This window comes from Pseudomonas sp. PSPC3-2 (assembly GCF_049897085.1).
Taxonomy (GTDB): Bacteria; Pseudomonadota; Gammaproteobacteria; order Pseudomonadales; family Pseudomonadaceae; genus Aquipseudomonas; species Aquipseudomonas paraveronii.
In genome coordinates this window covers 88480-111812 of sequence record NZ_JAFCVO010000004.1, presented here as the reverse complement: position 1 = coordinate 111812, position 23333 = coordinate 88480, and the positions used below count along the sequence as shown (strand labels likewise).

21 protein-coding genes are annotated in these 23333 nt (G+C 61.9%); 10 read left to right on the top strand and 11 right to left on the bottom strand.

Translation table 11 applies throughout. The features are described from left to right. Positions 1–33: 33 nt before the first annotated feature. The 3 genes from ACP7CJ_RS09040 to gap form a co-directional block, all read right to left on the bottom strand. Positions 34–1002, bottom strand: a complete 969-nt coding sequence (locus tag ACP7CJ_RS09040) for a FecR family protein (protein ID WP_276194658.1) — start codon at positions 1000–1002, stop codon at positions 34–36. Between the two features lie 74 nt (positions 1003–1076). Then, on the bottom strand, positions 1077–1595 hold the full coding sequence (locus ACP7CJ_RS09035) for an RNA polymerase sigma factor (RefSeq protein ID WP_247406377.1): 519 nt from the start codon (positions 1593–1595) through the stop codon (positions 1077–1079). Between the two features lie 144 nt (positions 1596–1739). Continuing rightward, the gene (gap, locus tag ACP7CJ_RS09030) at positions 1740–2741 is read right to left on the bottom strand and encodes a type I glyceraldehyde-3-phosphate dehydrogenase (protein WP_046490029.1); all 1002 of its coding nucleotides are present in this window, start codon (positions 2739–2741) and stop codon (positions 1740–1742) included. Between the two features lie 221 nt (positions 2742–2962). Between gap and edd the strand changes: the two genes are divergently transcribed. From edd to ACP7CJ_RS09010, 4 genes are all read left to right on the top strand, one after another. Further along, complete coding sequence (gene edd, locus ACP7CJ_RS09025) at positions 2963–4789, top strand: phosphogluconate dehydratase (protein WP_426100152.1); 1827 nt, start codon at positions 2963–2965, stop codon at positions 4787–4789. Then, the gene (locus tag ACP7CJ_RS09020; RefSeq protein ID WP_426100151.1) at positions 4786–5745 is read left to right on the top strand and encodes a glucokinase; all 960 of its coding nucleotides are present in this window, start codon (positions 4786–4788) and stop codon (positions 5743–5745) included. The genes edd and ACP7CJ_RS09020 overlap by 4 nt, the downstream gene beginning before the upstream one ends. Before the next feature lie 123 nt (positions 5746–5868). Further along, complete coding sequence (locus ACP7CJ_RS09015; protein ID WP_253398529.1) at positions 5869–6603, top strand: response regulator; 735 nt, start codon at positions 5869–5871, stop codon at positions 6601–6603. A gap of 31 nt (positions 6604–6634) precedes the next feature. Next, positions 6635–8062: an ATP-binding protein gene (locus ACP7CJ_RS09010; protein WP_276197992.1), complete on the top strand. Its 1428-nt coding sequence runs from the start codon at positions 6635–6637 to the stop codon at positions 8060–8062. Between the two features lie 138 nt (positions 8063–8200). On the opposite strand, the gene ACP7CJ_RS09005 is transcribed toward ACP7CJ_RS09010, so the two are convergent. Next, positions 8201–9130, bottom strand: coding sequence for an AraC family transcriptional regulator (locus ACP7CJ_RS09005; RefSeq protein ID WP_426100150.1), 930 nt, complete (start codon positions 9128–9130; stop codon positions 8201–8203). A gap of 327 nt (positions 9131–9457) precedes the next feature. Between ACP7CJ_RS09005 and ACP7CJ_RS09000 the strand changes: the two genes are divergently transcribed. Next, on the top strand, positions 9458–9799 hold the full coding sequence (locus ACP7CJ_RS09000) for an antibiotic biosynthesis monooxygenase family protein (protein ID WP_253398525.1): 342 nt from the start codon (positions 9458–9460) through the stop codon (positions 9797–9799). A gap of 41 nt (positions 9800–9840) precedes the next feature. Further along, the gene (locus tag ACP7CJ_RS08995) at positions 9841–10086 is read left to right on the top strand and encodes a hypothetical protein (RefSeq protein WP_426100149.1); all 246 of its coding nucleotides are present in this window, start codon (positions 9841–9843) and stop codon (positions 10084–10086) included. Positions 10087–10149: 63 nt separating this feature from the next. On the opposite strand, the gene ACP7CJ_RS08990 is transcribed toward ACP7CJ_RS08995, so the two are convergent. Then, on the bottom strand, positions 10150–10782 hold the full coding sequence (locus tag ACP7CJ_RS08990) for a flavin reductase family protein (protein ID WP_426100148.1): 633 nt from the start codon (positions 10780–10782) through the stop codon (positions 10150–10152). A 193-nt stretch (positions 10783–10975) separates the two neighbouring features. On the opposite strand from ACP7CJ_RS08990, the gene ACP7CJ_RS08985 reads away from it, so the two are divergent. Next, the gene (locus ACP7CJ_RS08985) at positions 10976–11731 is read left to right on the top strand and encodes a COG4705 family protein (RefSeq protein WP_276194651.1); all 756 of its coding nucleotides are present in this window, start codon (positions 10976–10978) and stop codon (positions 11729–11731) included. Positions 11732–11847: 116 nt separating this feature from the next. On the opposite strand, the gene ACP7CJ_RS08980 is transcribed toward ACP7CJ_RS08985, so the two are convergent. From ACP7CJ_RS08980 to ACP7CJ_RS08965, 4 genes are all read right to left on the bottom strand, one after another. Further along, a complete protein-coding gene (locus ACP7CJ_RS08980; RefSeq protein WP_276194650.1) occupies positions 11848–13167 on the bottom strand; it encodes an MFS transporter in 1320 nt (439 codons plus the stop codon). Between the two features lie 216 nt (positions 13168–13383). After that, a complete protein-coding gene (locus ACP7CJ_RS08975) occupies positions 13384–14709 on the bottom strand; it encodes a sigma-54-dependent transcriptional regulator (protein WP_426100147.1) in 1326 nt (441 codons plus the stop codon). Continuing rightward, positions 14703–16469, bottom strand: coding sequence for an ATP-binding protein (locus ACP7CJ_RS08970; RefSeq protein ID WP_426100146.1), 1767 nt, complete (start codon positions 16467–16469; stop codon positions 14703–14705). The genes ACP7CJ_RS08975 and ACP7CJ_RS08970 overlap by 7 nt, the downstream gene beginning before the upstream one ends. Positions 16470–16573: 104 nt before the next feature. After that, complete coding sequence (locus ACP7CJ_RS08965; RefSeq protein ID WP_276194647.1) at positions 16574–18097, bottom strand: fumarate hydratase; 1524 nt, start codon at positions 18095–18097, stop codon at positions 16574–16576. A 217-nt stretch (positions 18098–18314) separates the two neighbouring features. On the opposite strand from ACP7CJ_RS08965, the gene ACP7CJ_RS08960 reads away from it, so the two are divergent. Further along, complete coding sequence (locus ACP7CJ_RS08960; RefSeq protein WP_426100145.1) at positions 18315–19259, top strand: iron-sulfur-binding ferredoxin reductase; 945 nt, start codon at positions 18315–18317, stop codon at positions 19257–19259. A 92-nt stretch (positions 19260–19351) separates the two neighbouring features. On the opposite strand, the gene pyk is transcribed toward ACP7CJ_RS08960, so the two are convergent. Continuing rightward, positions 19352–20803 carry a pyruvate kinase gene (gene pyk / locus ACP7CJ_RS08955; protein WP_253398501.1) on the bottom strand — a complete coding sequence of 484 codons (1452 nt, stop codon included), beginning with the start codon at positions 20801–20803 and terminating at the stop codon, positions 19352–19354. Positions 20804–20975: 172 nt separating this feature from the next. Here pyk and ACP7CJ_RS08950 point away from each other — a divergent pair, with 172 nt between their 5' ends. Both ACP7CJ_RS08950 and ACP7CJ_RS08945 read left to right on the top strand, forming a co-directional pair. Continuing rightward, entirely contained in the window at positions 20976–21350 is a 375-nt protein-coding gene (locus ACP7CJ_RS08950; RefSeq protein ID WP_276194644.1) for a tetratricopeptide repeat protein, read from the top strand. A 227-nt stretch (positions 21351–21577) separates the two neighbouring features. Further along, the gene (locus ACP7CJ_RS08945) at positions 21578–21937 is read left to right on the top strand and encodes a PilZ domain-containing protein (RefSeq protein WP_276197991.1); all 360 of its coding nucleotides are present in this window, start codon (positions 21578–21580) and stop codon (positions 21935–21937) included. Positions 21938–21997: 60 nt separating this feature from the next. Here ACP7CJ_RS08945 and ACP7CJ_RS08940 read toward each other — a convergent pair whose 3' ends face one another. After that, entirely contained in the window at positions 21998–23329 is a 1332-nt protein-coding gene (locus ACP7CJ_RS08940) for a DUF58 domain-containing protein (protein WP_426100144.1), read from the bottom strand. Positions 23330–23333: the final 4 nt, after the last annotated feature.

Below are 23333 nucleotides of genomic sequence, written 5' to 3'. Positions count from 1 at the left end.
CGCCGATCACTATCGAGTAAAAATAATTCTCATTTAGTTCAAGATCACCAGTGCCGGGTATTCAGAGAGCTTGGCCGAGGTGATGTGGGCCAGGGAGCGCACCACGTCCAACGGCTGGTCGAGGCGGTAGTTGCCGGTGACGGCGACGCTGGCGAGTTGCTCGTTGGTGTTGAGGATCCAGCCGGGGTAATAGCGGCGTAGTTCGGCGAGCACTTCGCTCATCGGGCAGTTTTCGAAGATCAGCCGGCCCTGGACCCAGGCCAGGTCTTTGTTGGCGTCGAGTCTGGCGGGTTGGCCGAAGCCCTTGGGGCCGATGCGGATGCTTTGCCCGGCGCTCAGGCGCACGCGGGCATCGTCGAAGGTGTTGCTCAGGTCGACATCGCCGCGCTGCACCTGCACCTGGGCTTCGCCATTGAGGTAACGCACGGCGAACGCGGTGTCGCGCACGCTGGCGCGCACGGGGCCGGCGTCGACTTCCAGGGGCAGGCCGCGGTTGGGCATGACCTCGAAAAACGCTTCGCCCTGGTAGAGGCGGGCGATGCGCTGGTGGTCTTTGATGCTGCTGGAGAACGCCGAATCGGTGTTCAGCAAGACGTTCGAGCCCTCGTCCAATTGCAGGCGCTGGCGTTCACCCACCACGGTGAGGTGGTCGGCTTGCAGGCGTACCGGCAGGTTGCTGAAGCTGAACAGCCCGAGCATCAATACGGCGGCGGTGGCCAGTGGTTTCCAATGTGGCTTGATGCGGCGCCAGGCGCTGGGCTTGCGCGGTGCCGCCAGGGCGACGGCGGCGCTGTGGACGGGCGCACCACCCCAGGCCGCCTGGGCTTTGCCGAAGGCCTGGGCGCGCGCCGGATCGCCGGCCAGCCAGGCTTCGAACGCGGCCTGCTGCCCCGGTTGCGGGCACTGCAAGGCGATCAGCCAGTCGAGGGCCTGGTCCATCGCCGGGTCTTGCAGCACCTCATGAGCCAGCGCATGGGGGCGCAGTTTATTCGGGTCCGTCACGGTGTGCCTCGGGTCTTCGCGGCGTTCTATTTATCTTTCCTACAGCCTGGATCGACATTTCTGTCGGATGAAGCTTAAGGCTGATCCAGCCGTTCGGCCACACCTACACAGATGGCCATGATCAATTTCAGTTCCTTTTGCACCGTACTCAAGGACACTTCCAACTGATCGGCAATCTCCTGGTAGCTGCAACCGTGCAGGCGGCTGAGGATGAATATCTGCTGCTGGCGCGCGCTCAACTGGCCGAGGCTGATGCTCAGGTGCTCAAGCAGTTGCTCGGCCTGGGTCGCGTCTTCGGGCGTGCTGATGGGGGCGGCGACACTTTGCAGGACGTCCAGCGGGACATCTTCCTGCAGTGTGCGGGCCTGTATCCTGCGCGAACGCAAGTGATCCAGCGCGAGGTTGCGCGCGGTCTGGTAGACGAAGGGTTCGAGGTGATCGATCGGCCGCTCGCTCAGGGCCCGGGTAACGCGCAGGTAGGTTTCCTGCAACAGGTCTTCGGCGGTGCTGTGGTTGTTCACCATCCGCTGCAAGGTGCGTAGCAGAATCACCCGTTGGGTGAGAAAGACTTGGTTGAAGCGAGATTGGCTCACAGTAATACCGGACCGATTTGCAGTTAATGATAATGCGTATCATCAGCGCAAATGGCAAGCCGCTATTTCTCTGGGTCTATACAGATCAAATGTGGGAGGGAGCAAGTCGAACCGCTCCTCCCACAAAAGCCCTCCCGCAAGGGCTTATTCGGCGTTGCAGAGTGCCAGGCAGTTATCCAGCATGCGGTTGGAGAAGCCCCACTCGTTGTCGTACCAGGCCAGTACTTTCAGCAGTTTGCCGCTGGACTTGGTGTGGTTGGCGTCGAAGATCGACGACAGCGGGTTGTGGTTGAAGTCACTGGAAACCAGCGGCAGGGTGTTGTAGCCGAGGATTTTCGAGTGCTGGCTGGCTTCCTTGAGCAGCGCGTTGACTTCCTCGGCCGTGGCGTCTTTTTTCAACTGTACGGTGAGGTCCACCAGCGATACGTTGATCACCGGCACCCGCACGGCCATGCCGGTCAGCTTGCCCGCCAGTTCCGGCAGCACCAGGCCGACCGCTTCGGCGGCGCCGGTCTTGCTCGGGATCATGTTCTGGGTGGCCGAGCGCGCGCGGTAGGGGTCGGTGTGGTAGACGTCGGTCAGGTTCTGGTCGTTGGTGTAGGCATGGATGGTGGTCATCAGGCCGCTTTCGATGCCCAGCTCGCGGTGCAGCACCTGGGCCACCGGCGCCAGGCAGTTGGTGGTGCAGGAGGCGTTGGAGATGATCTGGTGGGATTGACGCAAAATGTCATGGTTTACCCCGTAGACCACGGTGGCATCCGCGCCTTTGGCCGGGGCGGAGATGATCACCTTGCGCGCGCCGGCGCTAATATGGGCGGCAGCCTTGGCACGGTCGGTGAACAGGCCGGTGCATTCGAACACCACGTCGATATTGTGCGCAGCCCAGGGCAGGTCGGCCGGGTTGCGAATGGCACTGACGGCGATCCGGTCACCATTGACGGTCAGGCTTTCCTGATCGTGGGCGACCTCTGCATCGAAAGTACCGTGGACGGTGTCATATTTGAGCAGGTGGGCATTGATCGAGCTGTCGCCCAAGTCATTGATGGCGACGATCTGCAAATCCTGGCGATAGCCTTGGGTATACAGTGCGCGCAAGACATTGCGGCCGATACGGCCAAAACCATTGATTGCGATTCGAAGAGTCATTGGAAGCTGCCTGTCGTCGATTTGTTGTAAGAATTACAAGATTATTCGCATAAAAATAGAAAACAAGCCTTTTTAATGGCAATATTTTGTTCAATCTACAACGAGTGACCTGAATCAACTGGTCCGATGATCCAAACGACTCCCTGCCATCCCATGTGCTGCGGGCGTTTGATCAGCATAGACGCTCAGGTCGCCACATCCGCTAGCCTGGAGTTCTACACATGCATCCCCGCGTTCTTGAGGTCACCGAACGGCTTATCGCCCGCAGTCGTGCTACCCGTGAGGCTTACCTTGCGCTCATTCGCGGCGCAGCCAGCGACGGCCCGATGCGCGGCAAGCTGCAATGCGCCAACTTTGCCCACGGCGTGGCCGGTTGCGGCACCGAAGATAAAAATAGCCTGCGCATGATGAACGCCGCCAACGTGGCAATTGTTTCGTCATATAACGACATGCTCTCGGCGCACCAGCCGTATGAACATTTCCCTGAACAGATCAAAAAGGCCCTGCGCGAAGTCGGTTCGGTCGGCCAGTTCGCCGGCGGCACGCCTGCCATGTGCGACGGCGTGACCCAGGGCGAACCGGGCATGGAGCTGAGCCTGCTCAGCCGTGAAGTCATTGCCATGTCCACGGCGGTAGCGCTGTCCCACAACATGTTCGATGCGGCGCTGATGCTGGGCATCTGCGACAAGATCGTCCCCGGACTGATGATGGGCGCCCTGCGCTACGGCCATCTGCCGATGATCTTTGTCCCCGGCGGGCCAATGCCCTCGGGCATCTCCAACAAGCAGAAGGCCGACGTGCGCCAGCGCTACGCCGAAGGCAAGGCCAGCCGCGAAGAGCTGCTGGAGTCGGAGATGAAGTCCTACCACAGCCCCGGCACCTGCACCTTCTATGGCACCGCCAATACCAACCAGTTGCTGATGGAAGTGATGGGCCTGCATTTGCCCGGCGCCTCGTTCGTCAACCCGTACACGCCGCTGCGTGACGCGCTGACCCGCGAAGCCGCGCATCAGGTCACGCGTCTGACCAAGGCCAACGGCAACTTCACGCCGATCGGCGAGATCGTCGACGAAAAATCCATTGTCAACGCCATCGTCGCGCTCAACGCCACCGGCGGGTCCACCAACCACACCCTGCACATGCCGGCTATCGCCATGTCGGCGGGTATCATCCTGACCTGGCAGGACATGGCCGACCTCTCTGCAGTGGTGCCGACCCTGTCGCACGTGTATCCAAACGGCAAGGCCGACATCAACCACTTCCAGGCGGCGGGCGGCATGTCGTTCCTGATCCGCGAAATGCTCGAAGCCGGCCTGCTGCACGAAGACGTCAACACTGTGGCCGGCAAGGGCCTGAGCCGCTACACGCAGGAACCGTTCCTGGTCGACGGCGAGCTGATCTGGCGCGAGGGCCCGATCGAAAGCCTCGACGAAACCATCCTGCGCCCCGTGGCCCGTGCGTTCTCGCCGGAAGGCGGCTTGCGCGTGATGGAAGGCAACCTCGGCCGTGGCGTGATGAAGGTCTCTGCCGTGGCCCCCGAGCACCAGATCGTCGAAGCCCCGGCGGTGGTGTTCCAGGACCAGCAAGATCTGGCCGATGCGTTCAAGGCCGGCCAGTTGGAAAAAGACTTTGTCGCGGTGATGCGCTTCCAGGGGCCGCGCTCCAACGGCATGCCCGAATTGCACAAGATGACCCCGTTCCTTGGCGTGTTGCAGGACCGTGGTTTCAACGTGGCGCTGGTGACAGACGGGCGGATGTCCGGCGCCTCGGGTAAGATCCCCGCCGCGATCCATGTCAACCCCGAAGCCCACAGCGGCGGTCCGCTGGCTCGCGTGCGCGATGGCGATATCATTCGCGTGGATGGCGTCAAAGGCACCTTGGAGCTTAAGGTGGACGCCGAAGAATTTGCAGCGCGCACACCTGCCACGGGCCTGTTGGGCAATAACGTGGGGGCCGGTCGCGAGCTGTTCGCATTTATGCGCTTGGCCGCAAGCTCCGCAGAGCAGGGCGCCAGCGCCTTTACCTGTGCCTTGGAGACGCTTAAGTGAAACTTGCGCTGGTCGGTGACATCGGCGGTACCAACGCCCGTTTTGCGTTGTGGCGGGATCAGGCACTGCATTCGATCCGGGTGCATGCCACCGCGGATCATAATTGCCCTGAGGACGCGATCAAGGTCTACCTCAAGGAAGAAGGCCTGGCGATCGGCGACATCGGCGCGGTGTGCCTGTCGGTGGCCGGGCCGGTGAGCGGTGATGAATTTAAATTCACCAACAACCACTGGCGCCTGAGCAAGACTGCGTTTTGCAACACCTTGCAAGTGGATGAACTGCTACTGGTGAATGACTTCTCGGCCATGGCCCTGGGCATGACCCGCTTGAAGCCCGACGAATTCCGTGTGGTCTGCCCTGGCACGCCGGAACCGTTGCGCCCGGCGGTGGTGATCGGTCCGGGCACCGGCCTGGGCGTCGGCACCTTGCTCGACCTGGGCGGCGGCCGTTGGGCCGCGTTGCCGGGGGAGGGCGGGCATGTCGACCTGCCCCTGAGCAGCCCACGGGAAGCCCAGCTGTGGCAGCACATTTACACTGAGATCGGCCATGTCAGCGCTGAAAGCGCCTTGAGTGGTGCAGGTTTGCCACGGGTGTATCGGGCGATCTGTGCGGTGGATGGTCACACGCCGGTGCTGGATACGCCGGAAGCGATCACGGCGGCAGGCTTGGCCGGCGACCCTGTCGCGATGGAAGTGTTGAACCAGTTCAGTATCTGGCTGGGCCGCGTAGCCGGTAACAACGTGCTGACCACCGGCGCACGGGGCGGTGTGTATATCGTCGGCGGGGTGATCCCGCGGTTTGCCGACTTCTTTATCCACAGCGATTTTGCCAAGAGCTTCAGTGACAAAGGCTGCATGAGCGACTACTTCAAGGGCATTCCGGTATGGCTGGTAACCGCGCCGTATTCCGGGTTGACCGGGGCTGGGGTGGCGCTCGAACAGGCATTCGCCCTGTAGGAGCGAGCTTGCTCGCGAAGAATGTTGACGATAACGAAGCGCATCAGGTGATACGCGGCAGCCTCAGGATTTTCGCGAGCAAGCTCGCTCCTACAGCATGGCCATAACAACAAGGAGGACCCCGTGAGCGTATTCAGTAAATCGATTCTCCTCGTCGACGACGACCAGGAAATCCGCGAATTGCTGCAAACCTACCTCAGTCGCGCCGGTTTCCAGGTACGTGGCGTGCCGGACGGTGCGGGGTTCCGTCAGGCGATGGACGAGGCTCCGTGCGACCTGGTCATCCTCGATGTGATGTTGCCGGACGAAGACGGCTTCAGCCTGTGTCGCTGGATTCGCCAGCACCCGCGCCAGGCGCAGGTGCCGATCATCATGCTCACCGCCAGTTCCGACGAAGCCGACCGCGTGATCGGCCTGGAACTGGGCGCCGATGACTATATCGGCAAGCCTTTCAGCCCCCGCGAGTTGCAGGCGCGGATCAAGGCCCTGTTGCGCCGCTGCCAGTTCGGCCAGGAGCGCAGCGGCAATGGCGACGTGTTGGCGTTCGATGAATGGCGCCTGGACACGATCAGCCACCGACTGTTTCACGTCGACGGCGAAGAGGTGATCCTCTCCGGGGCAGACTTTGCCCTGCTCAAGCTGTTTCTCGACCACCCGCAACAAATCCTCGACCGCGACACCATCGGCAACGCCACCCGTGGCCGCGACCTGATGCCGCTCGACCGGATTGTCGACATGGCCGTCAGCCGCCTGCGCCAACGCCTGCGCGACACGGAAAAACCGCCGAGGTTGATCCGCACCGTGCGCGGCAGCGGCTATCAACTGGCAGCCAGCGTGGTTGCCGGCAATGCCCACTGAACACCTGAGCGAACGGCGCCGCCGCTTGCCGGTGCCGCGCTCGCTGCTCGGGCGCATGCTGCTGCTGACGCTGCTCGCGGTGCTGTTCGCCCAGGCGCTGTCCAGCGTGATCTGGGTTTCGCAATTGCGCGCCACCCAGCTCGAAGGGCTGGTCACCAGCGCCCGTAGCCTGGCGCATTCGATGACGGCCAGCGTGAGCTATTTCCGCTCGTTGCCGGTGGCTTATCGCCCGTTGGTTCTCGACCAATTGCGCAGCATGGGCGGCACACGTTTTGTGGTGACGCTCAATGACCGCCCGCTGGACATGGCGATCTTGCCGCAGACCCCGCGCAAGCAAGCGGTGCTCAAAGCGGTCGATGAAGTGCTGCGCCAGACCTTGGGCGCCGATGTGCATATCTCGGTGGAATTTGTCAGCGCCGAAGACCTGCGCATCTTCAATGCCGGGTTGAAGCTCGATGAACTGCCACGTTCCTGGGCGCATTACGCGCTGACCCTGGAACCGGTGAACCCGCCAGTGCTGGTCACCCAGATCCAACTCGCTCCCGGCGAATGGCTGTACATCGCCTCGCTGTTGCCCGAGCCGTACACCAGTCTCGAGGAACAAGGCCTGCCCTCGCAGCAAGTGTGGTTTATCGTGCTGACCAGCGGCTTTTTGCTGCTGTTCATCGGTCTGTTGGTCCACTGGCAGAGCCGGCCGCTCAAGCGCCTGGCGCGGGCAGCGCGGGACATGTCGCTGGGCGCCGACGTGGAACCGGTGGCCGAAGGCGGCGGCAGTGAAGTGGTCGAAGTGGGGCGCGCATTCAATGCCATGCGCGAACGCATCAGCCGTTACCTCATTGAGCGCAGCCAGTTGTTCAGTGCGATCTCCCACGACTTGCGCACACCGATCACGCGCCTGCGCCTGCGGGTTGAATTGCTCGAAGATGAAAACCTGCAAAGCAAATTCGGCCGCGACCTGGACGAGTTGGAGTTGCTGGTCAAAGGCGCGCTGCAGTGCGTGAAAGACACCGACATCCACGAAAATATCGAACCGGTCGACCTCAACCATGTGCTCGACTGCCTGGTGGAGCCGTACCTGGCGCCCAACGGCAACGGCCGCGTGACCCAGCATGGGCGGGCCTTGGCGCCGTATCCGGGCAAGCCGCTGGCGCTCAAGCGCTGCATCGGCAACCTGATCGACAACGCATTGAAGTACGGGCAGAACGCCCATTTGCATATTGAGGACGATGGCGCGGAGTTCATCCTGCACGTCGACGACGAAGGCCCGGGGGTACCGGAACAGCGCCTGGAGCAGGTCTTCGAACCGCATTTCCGCCTCGCCGGCCAGCAGCAGGGCTACGGCCTGGGCCTGGGCATCGCACGTAACATTGCGCACAGCCATGGCGGCGAAGTGAGTTTGCAGAATTTGCGCGAGGGTGGCTTGCGGGTCACCTTGCAGCTCCCCCGAACCCTCGACTGAAGAACACCATTGGGCAAATGTGGGAGGGGGCTTGCTCCCGATTGCGGTGGTTCAGATAAAATAGCTGTGACTGACACGCCGCAATCGGGAGCAAGTCGAACCGTCGCACCACCCCTCCCACATCTGATCGGCAGTGAATCACACGCTCTGACGCAACCTGGCCAAATCCCTCAGCGGCGGCGCACCAAACAACCGGCTGTACTCGCGGCTGAACTGCGACGGGCTTTCATACCCCACCCGATACCCGGCCGCCGAGGCTTCCAGCCCTTCGGCGATCATCAGCCGACGCGCCTCCTGCAAGCGCAACTGCTTCTGGTATTGCAGCGGGCTCATGGCGGTGATGGCCTTGAAACGGTGGTGCAAGGTCGAGACGCTCAGGTTCACTTCCTTGGCCAGGTCATCGATGCGCAGCGACTGTTCGTAGTTGCCATTGAGCCATTTGATCGCCTGGCTGACCCGATGACTCTGACTGTTGGTCACGGCGATTTCATACAGCCGGTAACCCTGTGGCCCACGCAACAAGCGGTAGAGAATTTCGCGGCTGATTAACGGCGCCAGCATGGCGATGTCTTTGGGCGAATCGAGCAGGCGCGTCAAGCGCAGTACGGCGTCGAGCAGTTGGTTGTCGATGCGGTCGACGTACATCCCACGCGGGGTCGGGCGCGACGGCACGCCCATCGGCCCGGCTTCTGCGATCAGGGCCGTGAGCTGCGCCGGGTCGATGTTGATGCGGATCGACAGGTTAGGGTCTTGCGGGGTGGCATCGATGATCCGTCCGGCCACCGGCATCGACACTGAAAACACCAGGTAATTGAGCGGGTCATAGGCAAAGATTTCGTCGGCCAGGCGCACTTCCTTGCGGCCGTTGGCCAGGATGCATAGGGCGGGTTCCACCAGCACCGGGCTGAAGTCGCGCGGCGTGTTGTGGCGGTTCAGGAACAGTGACGTGATCGCCGTACCGTAGGAGCCGTCTTCCCAGGTATGCCGATGCACGATGCTGGCCAGTTCGGCGCGCTGTTTTTCCATCTCGGCCTCGAGGGGCTCGGACTTAGGTTCGGGCGACGACATGGGACGTCCTCTGCAGGCTTTTTTGATGGGCTCAGCTTAGCGGCGGCTGTTCAAACCGTGGTATGTCGATTCTGCACAATCCTTGCCTGATCCTGCGGAACATCATGAATCAGGCAAGCAGGAGAGCTGTCATCGCCCTGAAACATGAAGTCTGCCTGTGGAATAAAACCGGCGGGCAAGCGTCCTGTCTACGCTTTTCGCAGGATTGTGCAATAAGCCGGCAGGAATCGACTAACCGCGCCTCGACCTGCGCCGTTATCTTTGATCCTGTGGCAACACGCCCTCACCGTGCTTGCCGAGCATCACTTCTCAACGGGAGAGTCGAACATGTCCACCCCCATTCCCGCGAGCCATATGGCCTTTATCCGCGCCCGCAGCGGTTGCAGCACCGAACTCGGTGCTCGCTTGAGCAGTTTGATCGAACCGGGCCGTCAGGCTCAGGGTTGCCTGCAATTTTCGTTGCAGCATTCCCAGGTCGATCCTGATGTCTGGCTGGTCTCGGGCTTCTGGAGCAGCGAACAGGCGATGAGTGCCTACTTCAACTCGCCGGCCCTGATGATCTTCTCCGAGCTGTTGAACGACATGGTCGTGCGCAGCATGGACTTCCAGACCTTCACCGATGCATCCGCCGCTAATGCCTACGGCGAGTACCTGCAACTCGCCGGTTAGGGTTTAGAATGGCCGACTTTCCATTGGCCAGGACCTGCAACATGGCACGTAAACAATTTGCTCACCACGAAGCCGTTTCCGCCGTAGTACCGGGCGAAGAGGGCTACAGCGCCGCCGTCGCCGTCAAGGCGCTGGATGGCATGGGCGCACCGCAGTTTCACAAGATCCTGGATGGACAGACGTTCAAGACGGCGTCCGATGCCGACGATGCGGCAACGCTGCAACTTGAGTTGTTGACTGACGTCGATGCAGAAGGTCAGTTGACCTGGGCAACTGCCACAAATTGACGCACGCCGTCGATCCAGTGTGGGAGGGGGCTTGCCCCCTCCCACATTTTTTCTGCATTGCAGTCAGGGTTTGGTGGCGCCTGGGCGATACATTTTGAACAGCGCCTCAGGGCCCACTTGGAAGTAATCCCCCGGGCCACCGCCACGCAGGATCGGTTCGGCGGCGGCGGTGTCGTAGATCCCATCCTTGAGCAGCCACTTGGCAATATGCACCGCGACCACCTCGCCCAGCACCAGCCAACTGGGTACCAGCACCTGGTCGGCACGCTGCAGTTGGATGATCTGCGTGACCTTGCACTCGAACGACACCGGGCTCTCGCCCACCCGCGGCACGCCGACGATCTTCGAGGCCACTGGCGTCAGGCCGGACAACTCGAACTCATTCACCTCTGGTGGTACGGCGGCACAGCTCTGGTTCATCTGCTCGGCCAACGGGCGAGTGGCCAGGTTCCACACAAACTCGCCGGTCTGTTCGATATTGTTCAGGCTGTCTTTGCGCCCGACACTGGAAAACCCAATGATCGGCGGAATGTAGTTGAACGCATTGAAGAAACTGTAGGGCGCCAGGTTCAGGCGACCTTCGCGGTCGTGAGACGAAATCCAACCGATCGGCCGTGGGCCGACGATGGCATTGAACGGGTCATGGGGCAGGCCGTGGCCCTTGGCGGGTTCATAGTAATAGCTGTCGTCAGACATGGCCGGGGTTCCTGCTGTGCTTTTCTGGGGGCCGTCATAGTGCAAGCCATGGCGGCGAATTTCCATCGGCCCTATGGAATTTTCATTCAGCGCCCACCTATTTTTCACAGCGCCCCGTTCAGTCTGCGCGCCAGGTCGACACCCCCCTATAAGTCGGCCCATTGATAGATTGAGCTTCGGAGCCTTGCACTGCATGAACAAACTTCCTCAGATCACCCTGGCGTTCTGGGTCATGAAAATCTGCGCGACGACCCTGGGCGAAACCGCCGGGGACTTGCTGTCGATGACCCTGAACGTCGGTTATGCCATCAGCTCGATGATCCTGATCAGCGTGTTCCTGGTCACCCTGGTGACGCAACTCTGGTCGAAAGCCTACAACCCGGTGCTGTACTGGATCGTGATCCTGTCCACCAGCACCGCCGGCACCACCATGTCCGACTTCATGGACCGCAGCCTCGGCCTGGGCTACGCCACGGGGTCGATGATCCTGATCGTGATCCTGATGATCATCTTCGCGTTGTGGCACCTCAGCGGTGATTCGCTGAACGTGAACAAGGTGCAAACCTTTCGCGGCGAGTTGTTCTACTGGATGGCGATCCTGTTCTCCAACACCTTGGGCACTGCTCTGGGCGACTTCCTTGCCGACGATTCGGGGCTCGGCTTCGCCGGTGGCGCCTTGTTGATCGGCTCGACTATCGCGGCGGTGGTGGCGCTCAAGTACTTCACGCGGATTTCGTCGGTGTTGCTGTTCTGGGTGGCGTTCGTATTGACCCGCCCATTTGGCGCGACCCTGGGCGACTTCCTGACCAAACCCCATGAAAAGGGCGGGCTGGACTTCGGCACCATCGGCTCGTCGGCGGTGTTGGCGGCGGTGTTGCTGGTGATGATTGTCGGGGCTTTGTATGTTCAGCGGCGCTATGTGCGGCGCGAAGTGGCAGAGTTGTCCTGATTGCACATGTGGGAGGGGGCTTGCTCCCGATGGCAGTGGGTCAGCTTGAGATAAGTTGACTGATACACCGCGATCGGGAGCAAGCCCCCTCCCACATTGGTTACTGCGTTCAGCGGTTAGTTCGTGGTGATCCGCGAATGCTTGCGGGTGTCCTTCATGGTCACGTAGACCACCAACGACACCGCGATACACGCGGTCACGTACCAGTAGTAGCCGGTTTCCATGCCGATGCTCTTGAACCACAGTGCGATGTATTCAGCGGTGCCGCCGAAGATCGATACGGTCAGCGCATACGGCAGGCCCACGCCCAGCGCACGGATTTCGGTGGGGAACAGCTCAGCCTTCACCACCGCGTTGATCGAGGTGTAGCCGCTGACAATGATCAGCGCCGCCATGATCAGGAAGAACGCGCCCCACCAGCTCTGGATGGTGTGCAGGGTGGTGAGGATCGGCACGGTGAACAGCGTGCCGAGGATGCCGAAGGCGATCAGGATCGGCCGCCGGCCGACCTTGTCCGACAGCGCGCCGACCAGGGGTTGCAGGCACATGAACAGAAACAGCGTCGCTGCCGAGATGGTGGTGGAGTCGGAAATGCTCATGCCGACGGTGTTCACCAGGTACTTCTGCATGTAGGTGGTGTAGGTGTAGAAGGCCAGGGTGCCGCCCATGGTCAGGCCGACCACGGTCATCAGTTCCTTGGGGTGGCGCATCAAGGTGCGCATCGCGCTTTCCTTGGCTTTTTCCTTCTTGGTGAACGACTCGGTTTCTTCCATGCCGCGACGCAGGTACAACGCGACCACTGCACACAGGGCGCCGATGGCGAACGGGATACGCCAGCCCCAATCGTACAGTTGCTCGGTGGTGAGGGTCTGTTGCAGCACGATCAGCACCGCCAGGGCAATGAGCTGGCCGGAGATCAGGGTCACGTACTGGAAGCTGGAGAAGAAACCGCGACGTTCCTTGGTCGCCATTTCACTCAGGTAAGTGGCCGAGGTGCCGTATTCGCCACCCACCGACAAGCCTTGCAGCAGGCGGGCGAACACCAGCAGGATCGGCGCACCGACGCCGATGGTTTCATAGCCCGGGCTCAGGGCGATGATCAGCGAGCCGAAGCACATCAACAGTACCGAGGCCATCAAGGCGGCTTTACGACCGGCGCGGTCGGCGTACAGGCCCATCAGCCAGCCGCCGATTGGGCGCATCAGGAAGCCCACGGCGAAGATCGCAGCGGTGTTGAGCAGTTGGGCGGTGGTGTCGCCTTTGGGGAAGAAGGCTTTGGCGAAGTACAGCGAGAACGCCGCGTAGACGTACCAGTCGTACCACTCGACCATGTTGCCGACCGATCCGCTGAAGATCGATTTGATGCGGCTGGAGGTGGTGCGTTCTTTCGCCGGCGCAGCCGCCGACCCCAGAGGCAGGGTATTGGAGTTATCCATTGAAGGATCCTTCAGATAGTTGTTTTTATGGAGCGTGCCTGGGCACAGCCTGATTGGGGCTATAGCAGGAGCTGTGCCAGGCGGGGGAAGGCGCGGTCTAGAAGGGTTTGCAGGTTTTTTTGAGCGGAAAGTCGCTGATGGTTTTGGGCTGGGTGAGCGGAAATCCGCTTATGGCTTGCCTGCGCTGGCGTCTTTGGAAGTAACCCAGGGCATGGCCTAGAGAAACATCTCCCGCACCAACCCATGCCGCTGCATTTTCTCATTGAAGGTGCGCCGGGGCAGTTGCAGTTCGGCCAGCACCGCCTTGATATCGCCTTTGTGTCGGGTCAGTGCGGCTTTCAGGCAGTGGGCCTCGAAGGCTTCCTGTTGTGCCGCCAATGATTGCCCGGCCTCGATGCCTTCGGGCTCTGGCTCGCCAAGCCCCAACACCTGGCGTTCGGCGACGTTGGCGAGTTCGCGCACGTTGCCCGGCCAGTCATGGCTGAGCAGGCGCCCCAATTGCGCGCCACTCAGCGGTTCAACGTGGCGGCCCAGGCGTTCGGCGGCGCTTTGCGCAAAGTGATCGAACAGCAGCGGTATATCTTCACGACGCTCGCGCAGGGGCGGCAGGCGCAGTTGGGCGACGTTCAGCCGATAGGCCAGGTCTTCGCGAAAACGCCCGGCGCGGGCCTCGTCCAACAGGTCCGGCTTGGTCGCGGCAATGATGCGCAGGTCGACGTGGATACTTTGGTTGGAGCCCAGTCGCTCCAACTTTTGCTCCTGCAACACGCGCAGCAATTTGACTTGCTGGGCCAGGGGCATGCTTTCGATTTCATCCAGAAACAGCGTGCCACCGTGGGCGTATTCCAGCTTGCCGATACGCTTGCCCTGGGCCCCCGTAAACGCGCCGCTCTCGTGGCCGAACAGCTCGGCTTCAAACAGTTGCTCGGGGATCGCCGCGCAATTGAGCGCGACAAAGGCTTTTTTCGCCCGCGGGCCGAAGTCGTGCAGGCAGCGGGCGACCAGTTCCTTGCCGCTGCCGGTCTCGCCGCGGATCAGCACGTTGACTGGGAGCGTCGCCAGGTCCAGCACCTGGCGGCGCAGGTTCTGCAAACTGCGGGACACGCCCAGCAGGCTGTTTTCCAATTGTGTCCGATGATCGGCCTGTTGATGCAGGCGGAGGTTTTCCAGGATCAGCCCACGTTTATCGAGGGCGCGGCGCAGGCTGTTGAGCAGGGCTTCGGGGCTGAAGGGTTTTTCCAGGAAGTCGTAGGCCCCGTCGCGCATGGCTTCGACGGCCATCGGCACATCGCCATGGCCGGTCAGCAGGATCACCGGCAAGTCGGCATCGCGCCGCCGCACTTCGGCCAGCAGCTCCAGGCCGCTGAGGCCGGGCATGCGCACGTCGCTCAAAATCACCCCGGGAAAGTCCTTGGGCAGTTGCGCGAGACAGGCCTCAGCGCGACTGAACAACTGCACTTCAAATCCCGACAGGCTCAACCATTGCTCGACGGCCGTGCGAATGCTGGCTTCGTCATCGATCACAATCACCGCGTTCAACATAGCTCCGGCGTCTCCAGCGCGATAGGCAGCGTCAGGGTAAACACCGCGCCGTCGTCACGGTTACCGGCGCTCAGGCGCCCACCCAGTTCGTGCACGATAGCGTAGGACACCGCCAGCCCCAAGCCGAGCCCATCGCCCACGGGCTTGGTGGTGAAGAAGGGGTCGAACACGTTGTTCAAATGTTCCTCGGCGATGCCGCCACCGCTGTCGCTGACGGTCAACTGCCACAGTTGCTCATCGGCGTGCAGGCGGATTTCCAGGCGTTTGCGCGGTTTGTTGGCCATGGCGTCGAGGGCATTGCGCAGCAGGTTGATCAGTACCTGTTCCAGGCGGATCGCGTCGCCACGGACCCAGGCGGGGCGGGTCAGGTCCAGCACGGTGCCGATGCCTTCATCGCGCAGGCGTGCGTCGAGCAACTCCAGGGATTGGTCGACCACCGTGGCCAGGTCCAGGCGTTCGCGCAGGCCGCTGGGGCTCTTGCGGGCGAAGGTCTTGAGATGGCCGGTTAGCGCGGCCATGCGCGTGAGCATGTCGTCCAGTGGTGTGAGCGCCTTGTAGGCATCGCCCACGCGGCCATGGTCCAGCAGCAGACGTAGGGTCGCCAATTGCATGCGCTGCGCGGTGAGTGGTTGGTTGATTTCATGGGCGAGGGCGGCGGACATCTGCCCCAGCGCCGCCAGCTTGGCCGATTGCACCAAACCATCCTGGGCCGTGCGCAGCGCCTGGGTGCGCTCCTCGACAAGCTGTTCGAGCTCTTCGCGGCTGCGCTGGCGCATGCGGGCCAGACGCCAGCGTTGGGTCAGAAACAGCACCAGGAACACCAACGCCAGCCACGAACCGGCGGCAGCGAGGCCGGCGTTGCGTTGGTCTTCGAAGGGGAACTGAGGTTTGCGCAGCAGGTGCAAGGTCCAGCCTTCGGCCTTGAGCGGCAGGGATTCCCAGATGTAATTGGCGTTGCCATCGGGTCCGTTGACGCGCATCAGGTGGCTGTTTTCGTCGAAACGTTGCAGGGCCTGGGTCTCCAGCGGCTGCAATTGTTTCTTGTCGTATTGGCGGGTGGCCTGTAGTTCGGCCAGATCGCTAGCCGACAGCGGGCGCAGGTTGCGATAACGCCAGCCCGGCTGGTTGGCGATAAACACGATACCGCGCGCGTCGCTGACCAGCAGCAGGTCATTGCCTTGGGCCCACTCACGCTCGAGCTCGGGGAATTCCAGCTTGACCACCATGGCGCCGAGGAACTGCTCGTGTTCATCGAGCACCGCGCTGGAAAGGAAATACCCCGGCACGCCGGTGGTCACCCCGACCGCAAAAAAGCGCCCGGTGCCCTGGCTCAACGTCTGCCTGAAATACGGCCGGAACGCGTAGTTATGCCCGACGTAACTGCTCGGCAGGTTCCAGTTGCTGGCGGCCACGGCCAGGCCGGTGCGGTCCATCAGTTCCAATGTGGAGGACTGCGCGGCGCCGTTGATACGTTCCAGTTTACGGTTGAGCACGCCCTGGGTCGCGGCATCCAGCGGGCCTTTCAGCGCGCTGATCATTTCCGAATCCAGCGCCAGCACAGCGGGCAGCGCACGGTAGCGTTCGATCAGGGTGTGCAACGAGTTGCCATATAGCGTGAGCTGCTGATTGGCGCGGGCGGCATCGTCTACCAGGGCCTGGCGTTCAGCGTGGCGTGTGGCCAAGGCGGCGGCCAGCACCGCACCGGCGATGATCAATAGGGAGTAGACGGTCAGGCGCAGGGGACGGGTGATCGCGATCATACGAAGATGAACAGTTGCAATTAGGGGGGGCACCATAGCATGCGCCATAAAAAAGGCGACTGGGCCGTGTAGCCGCAGTCGCCTTTATCGGTACGAAGAAGTGTTTACTGCACTTCTATCGCCAGGCTTTCACTGATCTTTTTCTGCCAGATGGCAGGACCGGTGATGTGGACGGATTCGCCCTTGCTGTCCACCGCAACGGTGACTGGCATGTCTTTGACCTCGAACTCGTAGATCGCTTCCATGCCCAGCTCGGCGAAAGCGACAACGCGCGACTTCTTGATGGCTTGCGCCACCAGGTAAGCAGCGCCGCCCACGGCCATCAGGTACACGGCCTTGTAGTCCTTGATCGCTTCGATGGCGGTCGGGCCACGCTCGGATTTGCCGATCATGCCCAAAAGGCCGGTTTGCTCGAGGATCTGGCGGGTGAACTTGTCCATCCGCGTCGCGGTGGTCGGGCCAGCCGGGCCAACCACTTCATCGCGCACCGGATCAACCGGGCCGACGTAGTAGATGAAGCGCCCCTTGAGGTCCACCGGCAGGGTTTCGCCCCTGTTCAGCATCTCGACCATGCGCTTGTGCGCGGCGTCGCGACCGGTGAGCATCTTGCCGTTGAGCAACACGGTTTCGCCCGGCTTCCAGCTCTGCACGTCTTCCGGGGTCAGGGTGTCGAGGTTGACGCGACGGGCCGACGGGCCGGCTTCCCAGACGATTTCCGGGTAGGCGTCCAGCGATGGTGCTTCCAGCGATGCCGGGCCCGAACCGTCGAGCACGAAGTGCGCATGACGGGTGGCGGCGCAGTTGGGGATCATGCACACCGGCAGCGAGGCGGCGTGGGTCGGATAGTCCATGATCTTCACGTCGAGCACGGTGGTCAGGCCACCCAGGCCCTGGGCGCCGATACCCAGTTGGTTGACCTTCTCGAACAGCTCCAGGCGCATCTCTTCGATACGGTTGGAGGGGCCGCGCTTTTTCAGCTCGTGGATGTCGATGGATTCCATCAACACTTGCTTGGCCATCACGGCAGCTTTCTCGGCGGTGCCGCCGATGCCGATGCCGAGCATGCCCGGTGGGCACCAGCCGGCGCCCATGGTCGGAACGGTCTTGAGCACCCAGTCGACGATCGAGTCGGACGGGTTGAGCATGGCCATTTTCGACTTGTTCTCGGAACCACCGCCCTTGGCGGCCACATCCACTTCCACGGTGTTACCCGGGACGATGGAGTAGTGGATCACCGCCGGGGTGTTGTCCTTGGTGTTTTTGCGCGCGCCCGCCGGATCGGCGAGGATCGAAGCACGCAGGACGTTTTCCGGCAGGTTGTAGGCGCGACGCACGCCTTCGTTGATCATGTCGTCCAGGCCCATGGTGGCGCCGTCCCAACGCACGTCCATGCCTACGCGCACGAACACGGTGACGATACCGGTGTCCTGGCAAATCGGGCGGTGGCCGGTGGCGCACATGCGCGAGTTGATCAGGATCTGGGCGATGGAGTCACGGGCTGCTGGCGATTCTTCGCGCAGGTAGGCTTCGTGCATTGCCTGGATGAAGTCAACGGGATGGTAGTAGGAAATGAATTGCAGGGCGTCGGCAACGCTCTGAATCAGGTCGTCTTGCTTGATCACGGTCATGAGTCGCGCTCCTCTATAAGGGAACATTCAATAAAGGCGGCTTCAGAGGGGTGTATCGGTCGGCTGAAACCACCTTTCCAAGGCACGCCGAGTGATGCTGGCGCGACGCTAAAAAGGCGCTGCAGTATAACCCGGCACGGTGGCCGATACACCCGACTATGGTCAAACTCTGCCGGGCGTGATTCCCTGTGTACGCTTTTTTGATCAGAGACCTTGTATGCCTGAACTGCACGTCGGCGAACGCCACTGGTCGGTCTCCACCGGCAGCAACCTGTTGGATGCCCTGAACCAGGCCGGCGTCGCTGTGCCCTACAGTTGCCGCGCCGGCAGTTGCCATGCGTGCCTGGTACGTTGCCGGGGCGAGGTCGAGGACCAGCAGCCCGACGCCCTCAGCCCGGCGCAACGCGAGGACGGCTGGCGCCTCGCCTGCCAGTGCCGGGTGACGGCGGACCTGCAGGTCGAAGCGTTTGACCCGAGCCGCGACGGCGTGTCGGCCGAGGTGGTGGGCGTGGATTGGTTGAGCGCGCAGGTGTTGCGCCTGCGCCTGCAACCGGAGCGCGGCCTGCGCTATCTGGCCGGGCAGCATCTGGTGTTGTGGGCGGGGCCGGTGGCGCGCCCGTACTCCCTGGCCAGCCTGCCCCAGGAAGATCCGTTCCTGGAGTTTCATCTCGATTGCCGTCAGCCCGGCGCATTCAGCGATGCCGCTCGACAGTTGCGCGTCGGTGACCGCCTGCGCCTGGGCGAACTGCGCGGCGGCGCGCTGCAATACGACCCCGACTGGCAATCCCGGCCGATGTGGCTGTTGGCGTCCGGCACCGGCCTGGGCCCGTTGTGGGGGGTGTTGCGCGAGGCATTGCGTCAGGATCATCAAGGCGCGATCCGCGTGATTCACCTGGCCCACGATGCCAGCGGTCACTACTTGGCCGAGCCCCTGGCAGCGCTGGCCGCCCGCCATCCGAACTTGACGGTGGAGCTGTGGACGGCGGCGGAGTTGACCCCGGCATTGGCGCAACTGCGGCTGGTTTCCCGGCAAACGCTGGCCTTGCTCTGCGGGCATCCGGCCAGCGTCGAGGCGTTTTCCAAGCGCCTGTTCCTGGCGGGGCTGCCGCGCAATCAACTGCTGGCCGATGTGTTCCTGTCCCGCTCGACTGCCGGGCGCTGATGACGCCATCGCAGGCAAGCCCATCACCGTGAGCTGCAAAGCAAAAAGCCCCGCCATTCACAGGGCGGGGCTTTCGTTTTTCAGCGGATCACTCAGACCATTGGGTCGCCAACGTGCAGGATCTTCATGCCGTTGGTGCCGCCGATGGTGTGGTAGCTGTCGCCCTTGGTCAGGATGACCCAGTCGCCTTTCTCCACTACGCCACGCTTGAGCAGTTCGTCGATGGCAGCCTGGCTGACTTGCTCAGGCGGCAACGACGCAGGGTCGAACGGTACGGTGTAGACACCACGGAACAAAGCCGCGCGGGCCTGGGTTTCGCGGTGCGGGGAGAACGCGTAGATCGGCACCGAGGAACGGATACGGGACATGATCAACGGCGTGTAGCCACTTTCGGTCAGGGCGATGATCGCTTTGACGCCAGGGAAGTGGTTGGCGGTGTACATGGCGGCCAGGGCGATGCTCTGGTCACAGCTTTCGAACACTTTGCCGATGCGGTGGCTGGAGGTCTTGCTGGTCGGGTGCTTTTCGGCACCGATGCAGATACGCGCCATGGCCTGAACAGCTTCCAGCGGGTACGGGCCAGCGGCACTTTCAGCCGAGAGCATCACGGCGTCGGTGTAGTCGAGCACGGCGTTGGCCACGTCGGACACTTCGGCGCGGGTCGGCATCGGGTTCTGGATCATCGACTCCATCATCTGGGTCGCCACGATCACCGCTTTATTGTGGCGGCGTGCGTGTAAGATGATTTTTTTCTGGATACCGATCAGTTCGGCATCACCGATTTCCACGCCCAGGTCGCCACGGGCAACCATCACGGCGTCGGACGCCATGATCAGGCCGTCGAGGGTTTCGTCATCGGCCACGGCTTCGGCGCGTTCGATCTTCGCCACCAGCCAGGCAGTGCCGCCAGCTTCGTCGCGTAGCTTGCGGGCGTATTCCATGTCGGCGGCGTCGCGAGGGAAGGACACCGCGAGGTAATCCACTTCCATTTCGGCGGCGAGCTTGATGTCGGCCTTGTCTTTTTCAGTCAGGGCCGGCGCCGTCAGGCCACCACCGCGACGGTTGATGCCTTTGTGATCCGACAGCGGGCCGCCGATGATCACGGTGCAGTTCAGTTCGGTGACGCTGGCGGTGTCGACTCGCATGACCACGCGGCCGTCGTCCAGCAGCAGTTCGTCGCCGACGCCGCAATCCTTGACCAAGTCCGGGTAGTCGATACCCACGATTTGCTGGTTGCCTTCGGTCAGCGGGTGGCTGGTGGAGAAGGTGAACGTGTCACCGATCTTCAGCTCGATCCGCTTGTCGGTGAATTTGGCGATACGGATTTTCGGGCCTTGCAGGTCACCCAGCAGTGCGACGAAGCGACCGTGCTTGGCGGCCAGGTCACGCACCAGCTTGGCGCGAGCCTTGTGCTCGTCCGGGGTGCCGTGGGAGAAGTTCAGACGGGCAACGTCCAAACCAGCCAGAATCAGCTGTTCGAGGACTTCCGGCGAGTTACTGGCCGGGCCAAGGGTGGCGACGATTTTGGTGCGACGGACGGACATGCACAGACTCCTGAGTTCAAGCGCTGAGGAAGGCTACTATGCTCTTTGGTTGTAGTCATTGTTCGTTTGCACTACTTATCGGCGATTCGCTTTTCGCTATGATTGATTAGATGAACATCCTTGAAGATTTTTGACGAGGGGTCGATACACTGCACGAGACAGGAGAACCCTCATGCGAATTTTGCTCATTGCTGCCCTGGCCGTCAGTGTTGTCGGCTGTACCCGTTGGTCGATGGACCACCATTTGAACGACGCCTACCGTGCGTATGGGGCCGGTGACTGCGAGCGCGTTACCCTGGAATTGTCCCAGGTCGACCGTGAAAGTCGCACTCGGCGCTATGTGCAGCCGGAGGTCTCGATGTTGCGCGGGCAGTGCCTGGAGCGGCAGAAGCTGTTCGTCGACGCGGTGCAAACCTATCAGTTCATCATCAACCAGTATCCGTCCAGCGAGTACGCCTACCGAGCCCGCGCGCGCCTCGACACCCTGCAGCAACTGGGGCATTACCCCGGTGCGAGCGTTGCGCAGCCACGTCCTGCGTCGTTGTGATGATATTTGTCATGCTATAGCTGGCTCGTCACCAGTCTTGGGCTATTCTTTGAGCGTTCGTTTGTACAAGTTTGTGTTCGAGCGGATGGAATACTTGGAGTTGGCAAGCGGTAGAGTGGCAAAGCGCTAGCTGTTGTCGCACCGATCTCCAGGGAGAGCGGGGGTGTTAGGCCCGTTCCGAATCACTGGCGCGGCCAGAGTTATGGCCAATGGATGGCGATATCAACATGTTTACCAACCGACGAATTGAGCGGCATCAATTGTCTCGTTTCCTACAAGTGTTCAACCGGCTTACGGACAAGCCCATTGGTTACTTGGGTAACGTCTCTGCAGAAGGGCTGATGTTGATCAGTCAATTGCCGATGATGGTCGACGTGGAGTTCGAGCTGCGCTTGAAGATTCCCACGGCTGGCGGCGATTTCCATGCAGTTGATTTCACGGCGAGCTGTTTATGGAGTCATGAGGACATCAATCCCCAGCATTACGACTCAGGCTTCAGTGTGGTTGAGGCGCCTGCCGAATACGGTCAACTGATCAATGCCTTGCTGCGGTACTTCAGTTTTGACCCCTTGCAGGCGTCTGCTTAGGTATTGCGCGCAGTCGCCCCGACTTGGGTGTGGCGAACCACAGCCTGGAGTTTGCTGCTTTCATAGTACGCCGGCTTTTTTCCAGCCCAGGTAGCGTGTCACCAGGGCGGCGCCCAATTCCGAGGGCGGCGTATCCAGTACCGACAACCCGTGAGCGCTCAGGCGGTCATGCAGTTCGTCGCGTTGATTGAGGTAGTCGACGGCGCCGCTATAGGCCAGCGCTTCGGGCAGGGTTTGCACGGGCGACAGGCGCAGTTGGTCGAGTACTTCTTCACGCAAGCTGGCGACCAGTACCCGGTGTTGCCGGCTGATGCGTTTGACCGCCGTCAGTAACGCCTCATCGTCCTCATCCCGCAGGTTGCTCACCACGATCACCAGCGCCCGGCGTTTCTGCCGAGCCAGCAGTTGGCTGGCTGCGGCCTCGTAGTCGGCCGCGCGTCGGGTGGTGTCAAGGTCGTAGACGGTGTTGAGCAACAGGTTCAACTGCCCGGTGCCCTTGACGGGCGCCAGGTAGCGCGGCTGGTCACAGGCGAAGGTGCATAGCCCGACCGCATCGCCCTGGCGCAACGCGACGTAACTGAGCAGCAGGCAGGCGTTGAGGGCGTGATCGAAGTGGGAAAGTTCGGCATCCTGGCTGCGCATGCGCCGACCACAATCGAGCATGAACACGATCTGCTGGTCGCGTTCGTCCTGGTATTCCCGGGCGATCGGCGTGCGTTGGCGCGCGGTGGCTTTCCAGTCGATCTGCCGCAGGCTGTCGCCCTCCCGAAACTCGCGCAGTTGATGAAACTCCAGTCCCAACCCCCGTCGTTGGCGCTGACGCACGCCCAACTGGCTCAACCAGTTATCCACACCCAATAGCTGTGCGCCATACAGACGGGCGAAATCCGGATAGACCCGGGTTGCATCGCTGACCTCAACAACGCGCCGCGCGGACCACAACCCCAAGGGGCTGGGCAGGTGAAGCTCGCAACGACTGAAGCAGAAGTGGCCACGCCGCAAGGGGCGCAGCCGATAGCCAAGTTCGCTGCGCTCACCGGGGCGCAGTTCGATGGACTGCGGCATGTTTTCCATGCTCAGGCCGTCGGGGACGTGATCGAACACCTGTACAGTCATTGGCTGTGGGTAATCGTGTTCAAGCGTCAGGCGTACTTCGCCCCAGCGAGCCAGTGCCAGGCTGCCGGGCATCTGCCGTTGTACCCGTGGGGACGGACGGCGGCGAAGACGCATGGCGTCCAATAGCGCCAGCAGGAACAGGGCCAGCAGCAGGCCCCAGGCTACCGAATGCAGGCTTTCGGGCACCCCTAGCTGCAACGCCTGTGCAGTGCCCAGGAGGATATTCAGGCCCAGCAGCACGCCGAGCCAGGTCAACAGCAGACGGGTCGGCTTCATGGAG

Excerpts from the sequence above, each read along its gene's own strand:
- gap (WP_046490029.1), bottom strand. The coding sequence starts at position 2,741 with ATGACTCTTCGAATCGCAATCAATGGTTTTGGCCGTATCGGCCGCAAT.
- edd (WP_426100152.1), top strand. The coding sequence starts at position 2,963 with ATGCATCCCCGCGTTCTTGAGGTCACCGAACGGCTTATCGCCCGCAGT.
- ACP7CJ_RS09005 (WP_426100150.1), bottom strand. The coding sequence starts at position 9,130 with ATGTCGTCGCCCGAACCTAAGTCCGAGCCCCTCGAGGCCGAGATGGAA.
- ACP7CJ_RS09000 (WP_253398525.1), top strand. The coding sequence starts at position 9,458 with ATGTCCACCCCCATTCCCGCGAGCCATATGGCCTTTATCCGCGCCCGC.
- ACP7CJ_RS08995 (WP_426100149.1), top strand. The coding sequence starts at position 9,841 with ATGGCACGTAAACAATTTGCTCACCACGAAGCCGTTTCCGCCGTAGTA.
- ACP7CJ_RS08990 (WP_426100148.1), bottom strand. The coding sequence starts at position 10,782 with ATGTCTGACGACAGCTATTACTATGAACCCGCCAAGGGCCACGGCCTG.
- ACP7CJ_RS08985 (WP_276194651.1), top strand. The coding sequence starts at position 10,976 with ATGAACAAACTTCCTCAGATCACCCTGGCGTTCTGGGTCATGAAAATC.
- ACP7CJ_RS08980 (WP_276194650.1), bottom strand. The coding sequence starts at position 13,167 with ATGGATAACTCCAATACCCTGCCTCTGGGGTCGGCGGCTGCGCCGGCG.
- ACP7CJ_RS08975 (WP_426100147.1), bottom strand. The coding sequence starts at position 14,709 with ATGTTGAACGCGGTGATTGTGATCGATGACGAAGCCAGCATTCGCACG.
- ACP7CJ_RS08970 (WP_426100146.1), bottom strand. The coding sequence starts at position 16,469 with ATGATCGCGATCACCCGTCCCCTGCGCCTGACCGTCTACTCCCTATTG.
- ACP7CJ_RS08965 (WP_276194647.1), bottom strand. The coding sequence starts at position 18,097 with ATGACCGTGATCAAGCAAGACGACCTGATTCAGAGCGTTGCCGACGCC.
- ACP7CJ_RS08960 (WP_426100145.1), top strand. The coding sequence starts at position 18,315 with ATGCCTGAACTGCACGTCGGCGAACGCCACTGGTCGGTCTCCACCGGC.
- pyk (WP_253398501.1), bottom strand. The coding sequence starts at position 20,803 with ATGTCCGTCCGTCGCACCAAAATCGTCGCCACCCTTGGCCCGGCCAGT.
- ACP7CJ_RS08950 (WP_276194644.1), top strand. The coding sequence starts at position 20,976 with ATGCGAATTTTGCTCATTGCTGCCCTGGCCGTCAGTGTTGTCGGCTGT.
- ACP7CJ_RS08945 (WP_276197991.1), top strand. The coding sequence starts at position 21,578 with ATGTTTACCAACCGACGAATTGAGCGGCATCAATTGTCTCGTTTCCTA.
- ACP7CJ_RS08940 (WP_426100144.1), bottom strand. The coding sequence starts at position 23,329 with ATGAAGCCGACCCGTCTGCTGTTGACCTGGCTCGGCGTGCTGCTGGGC.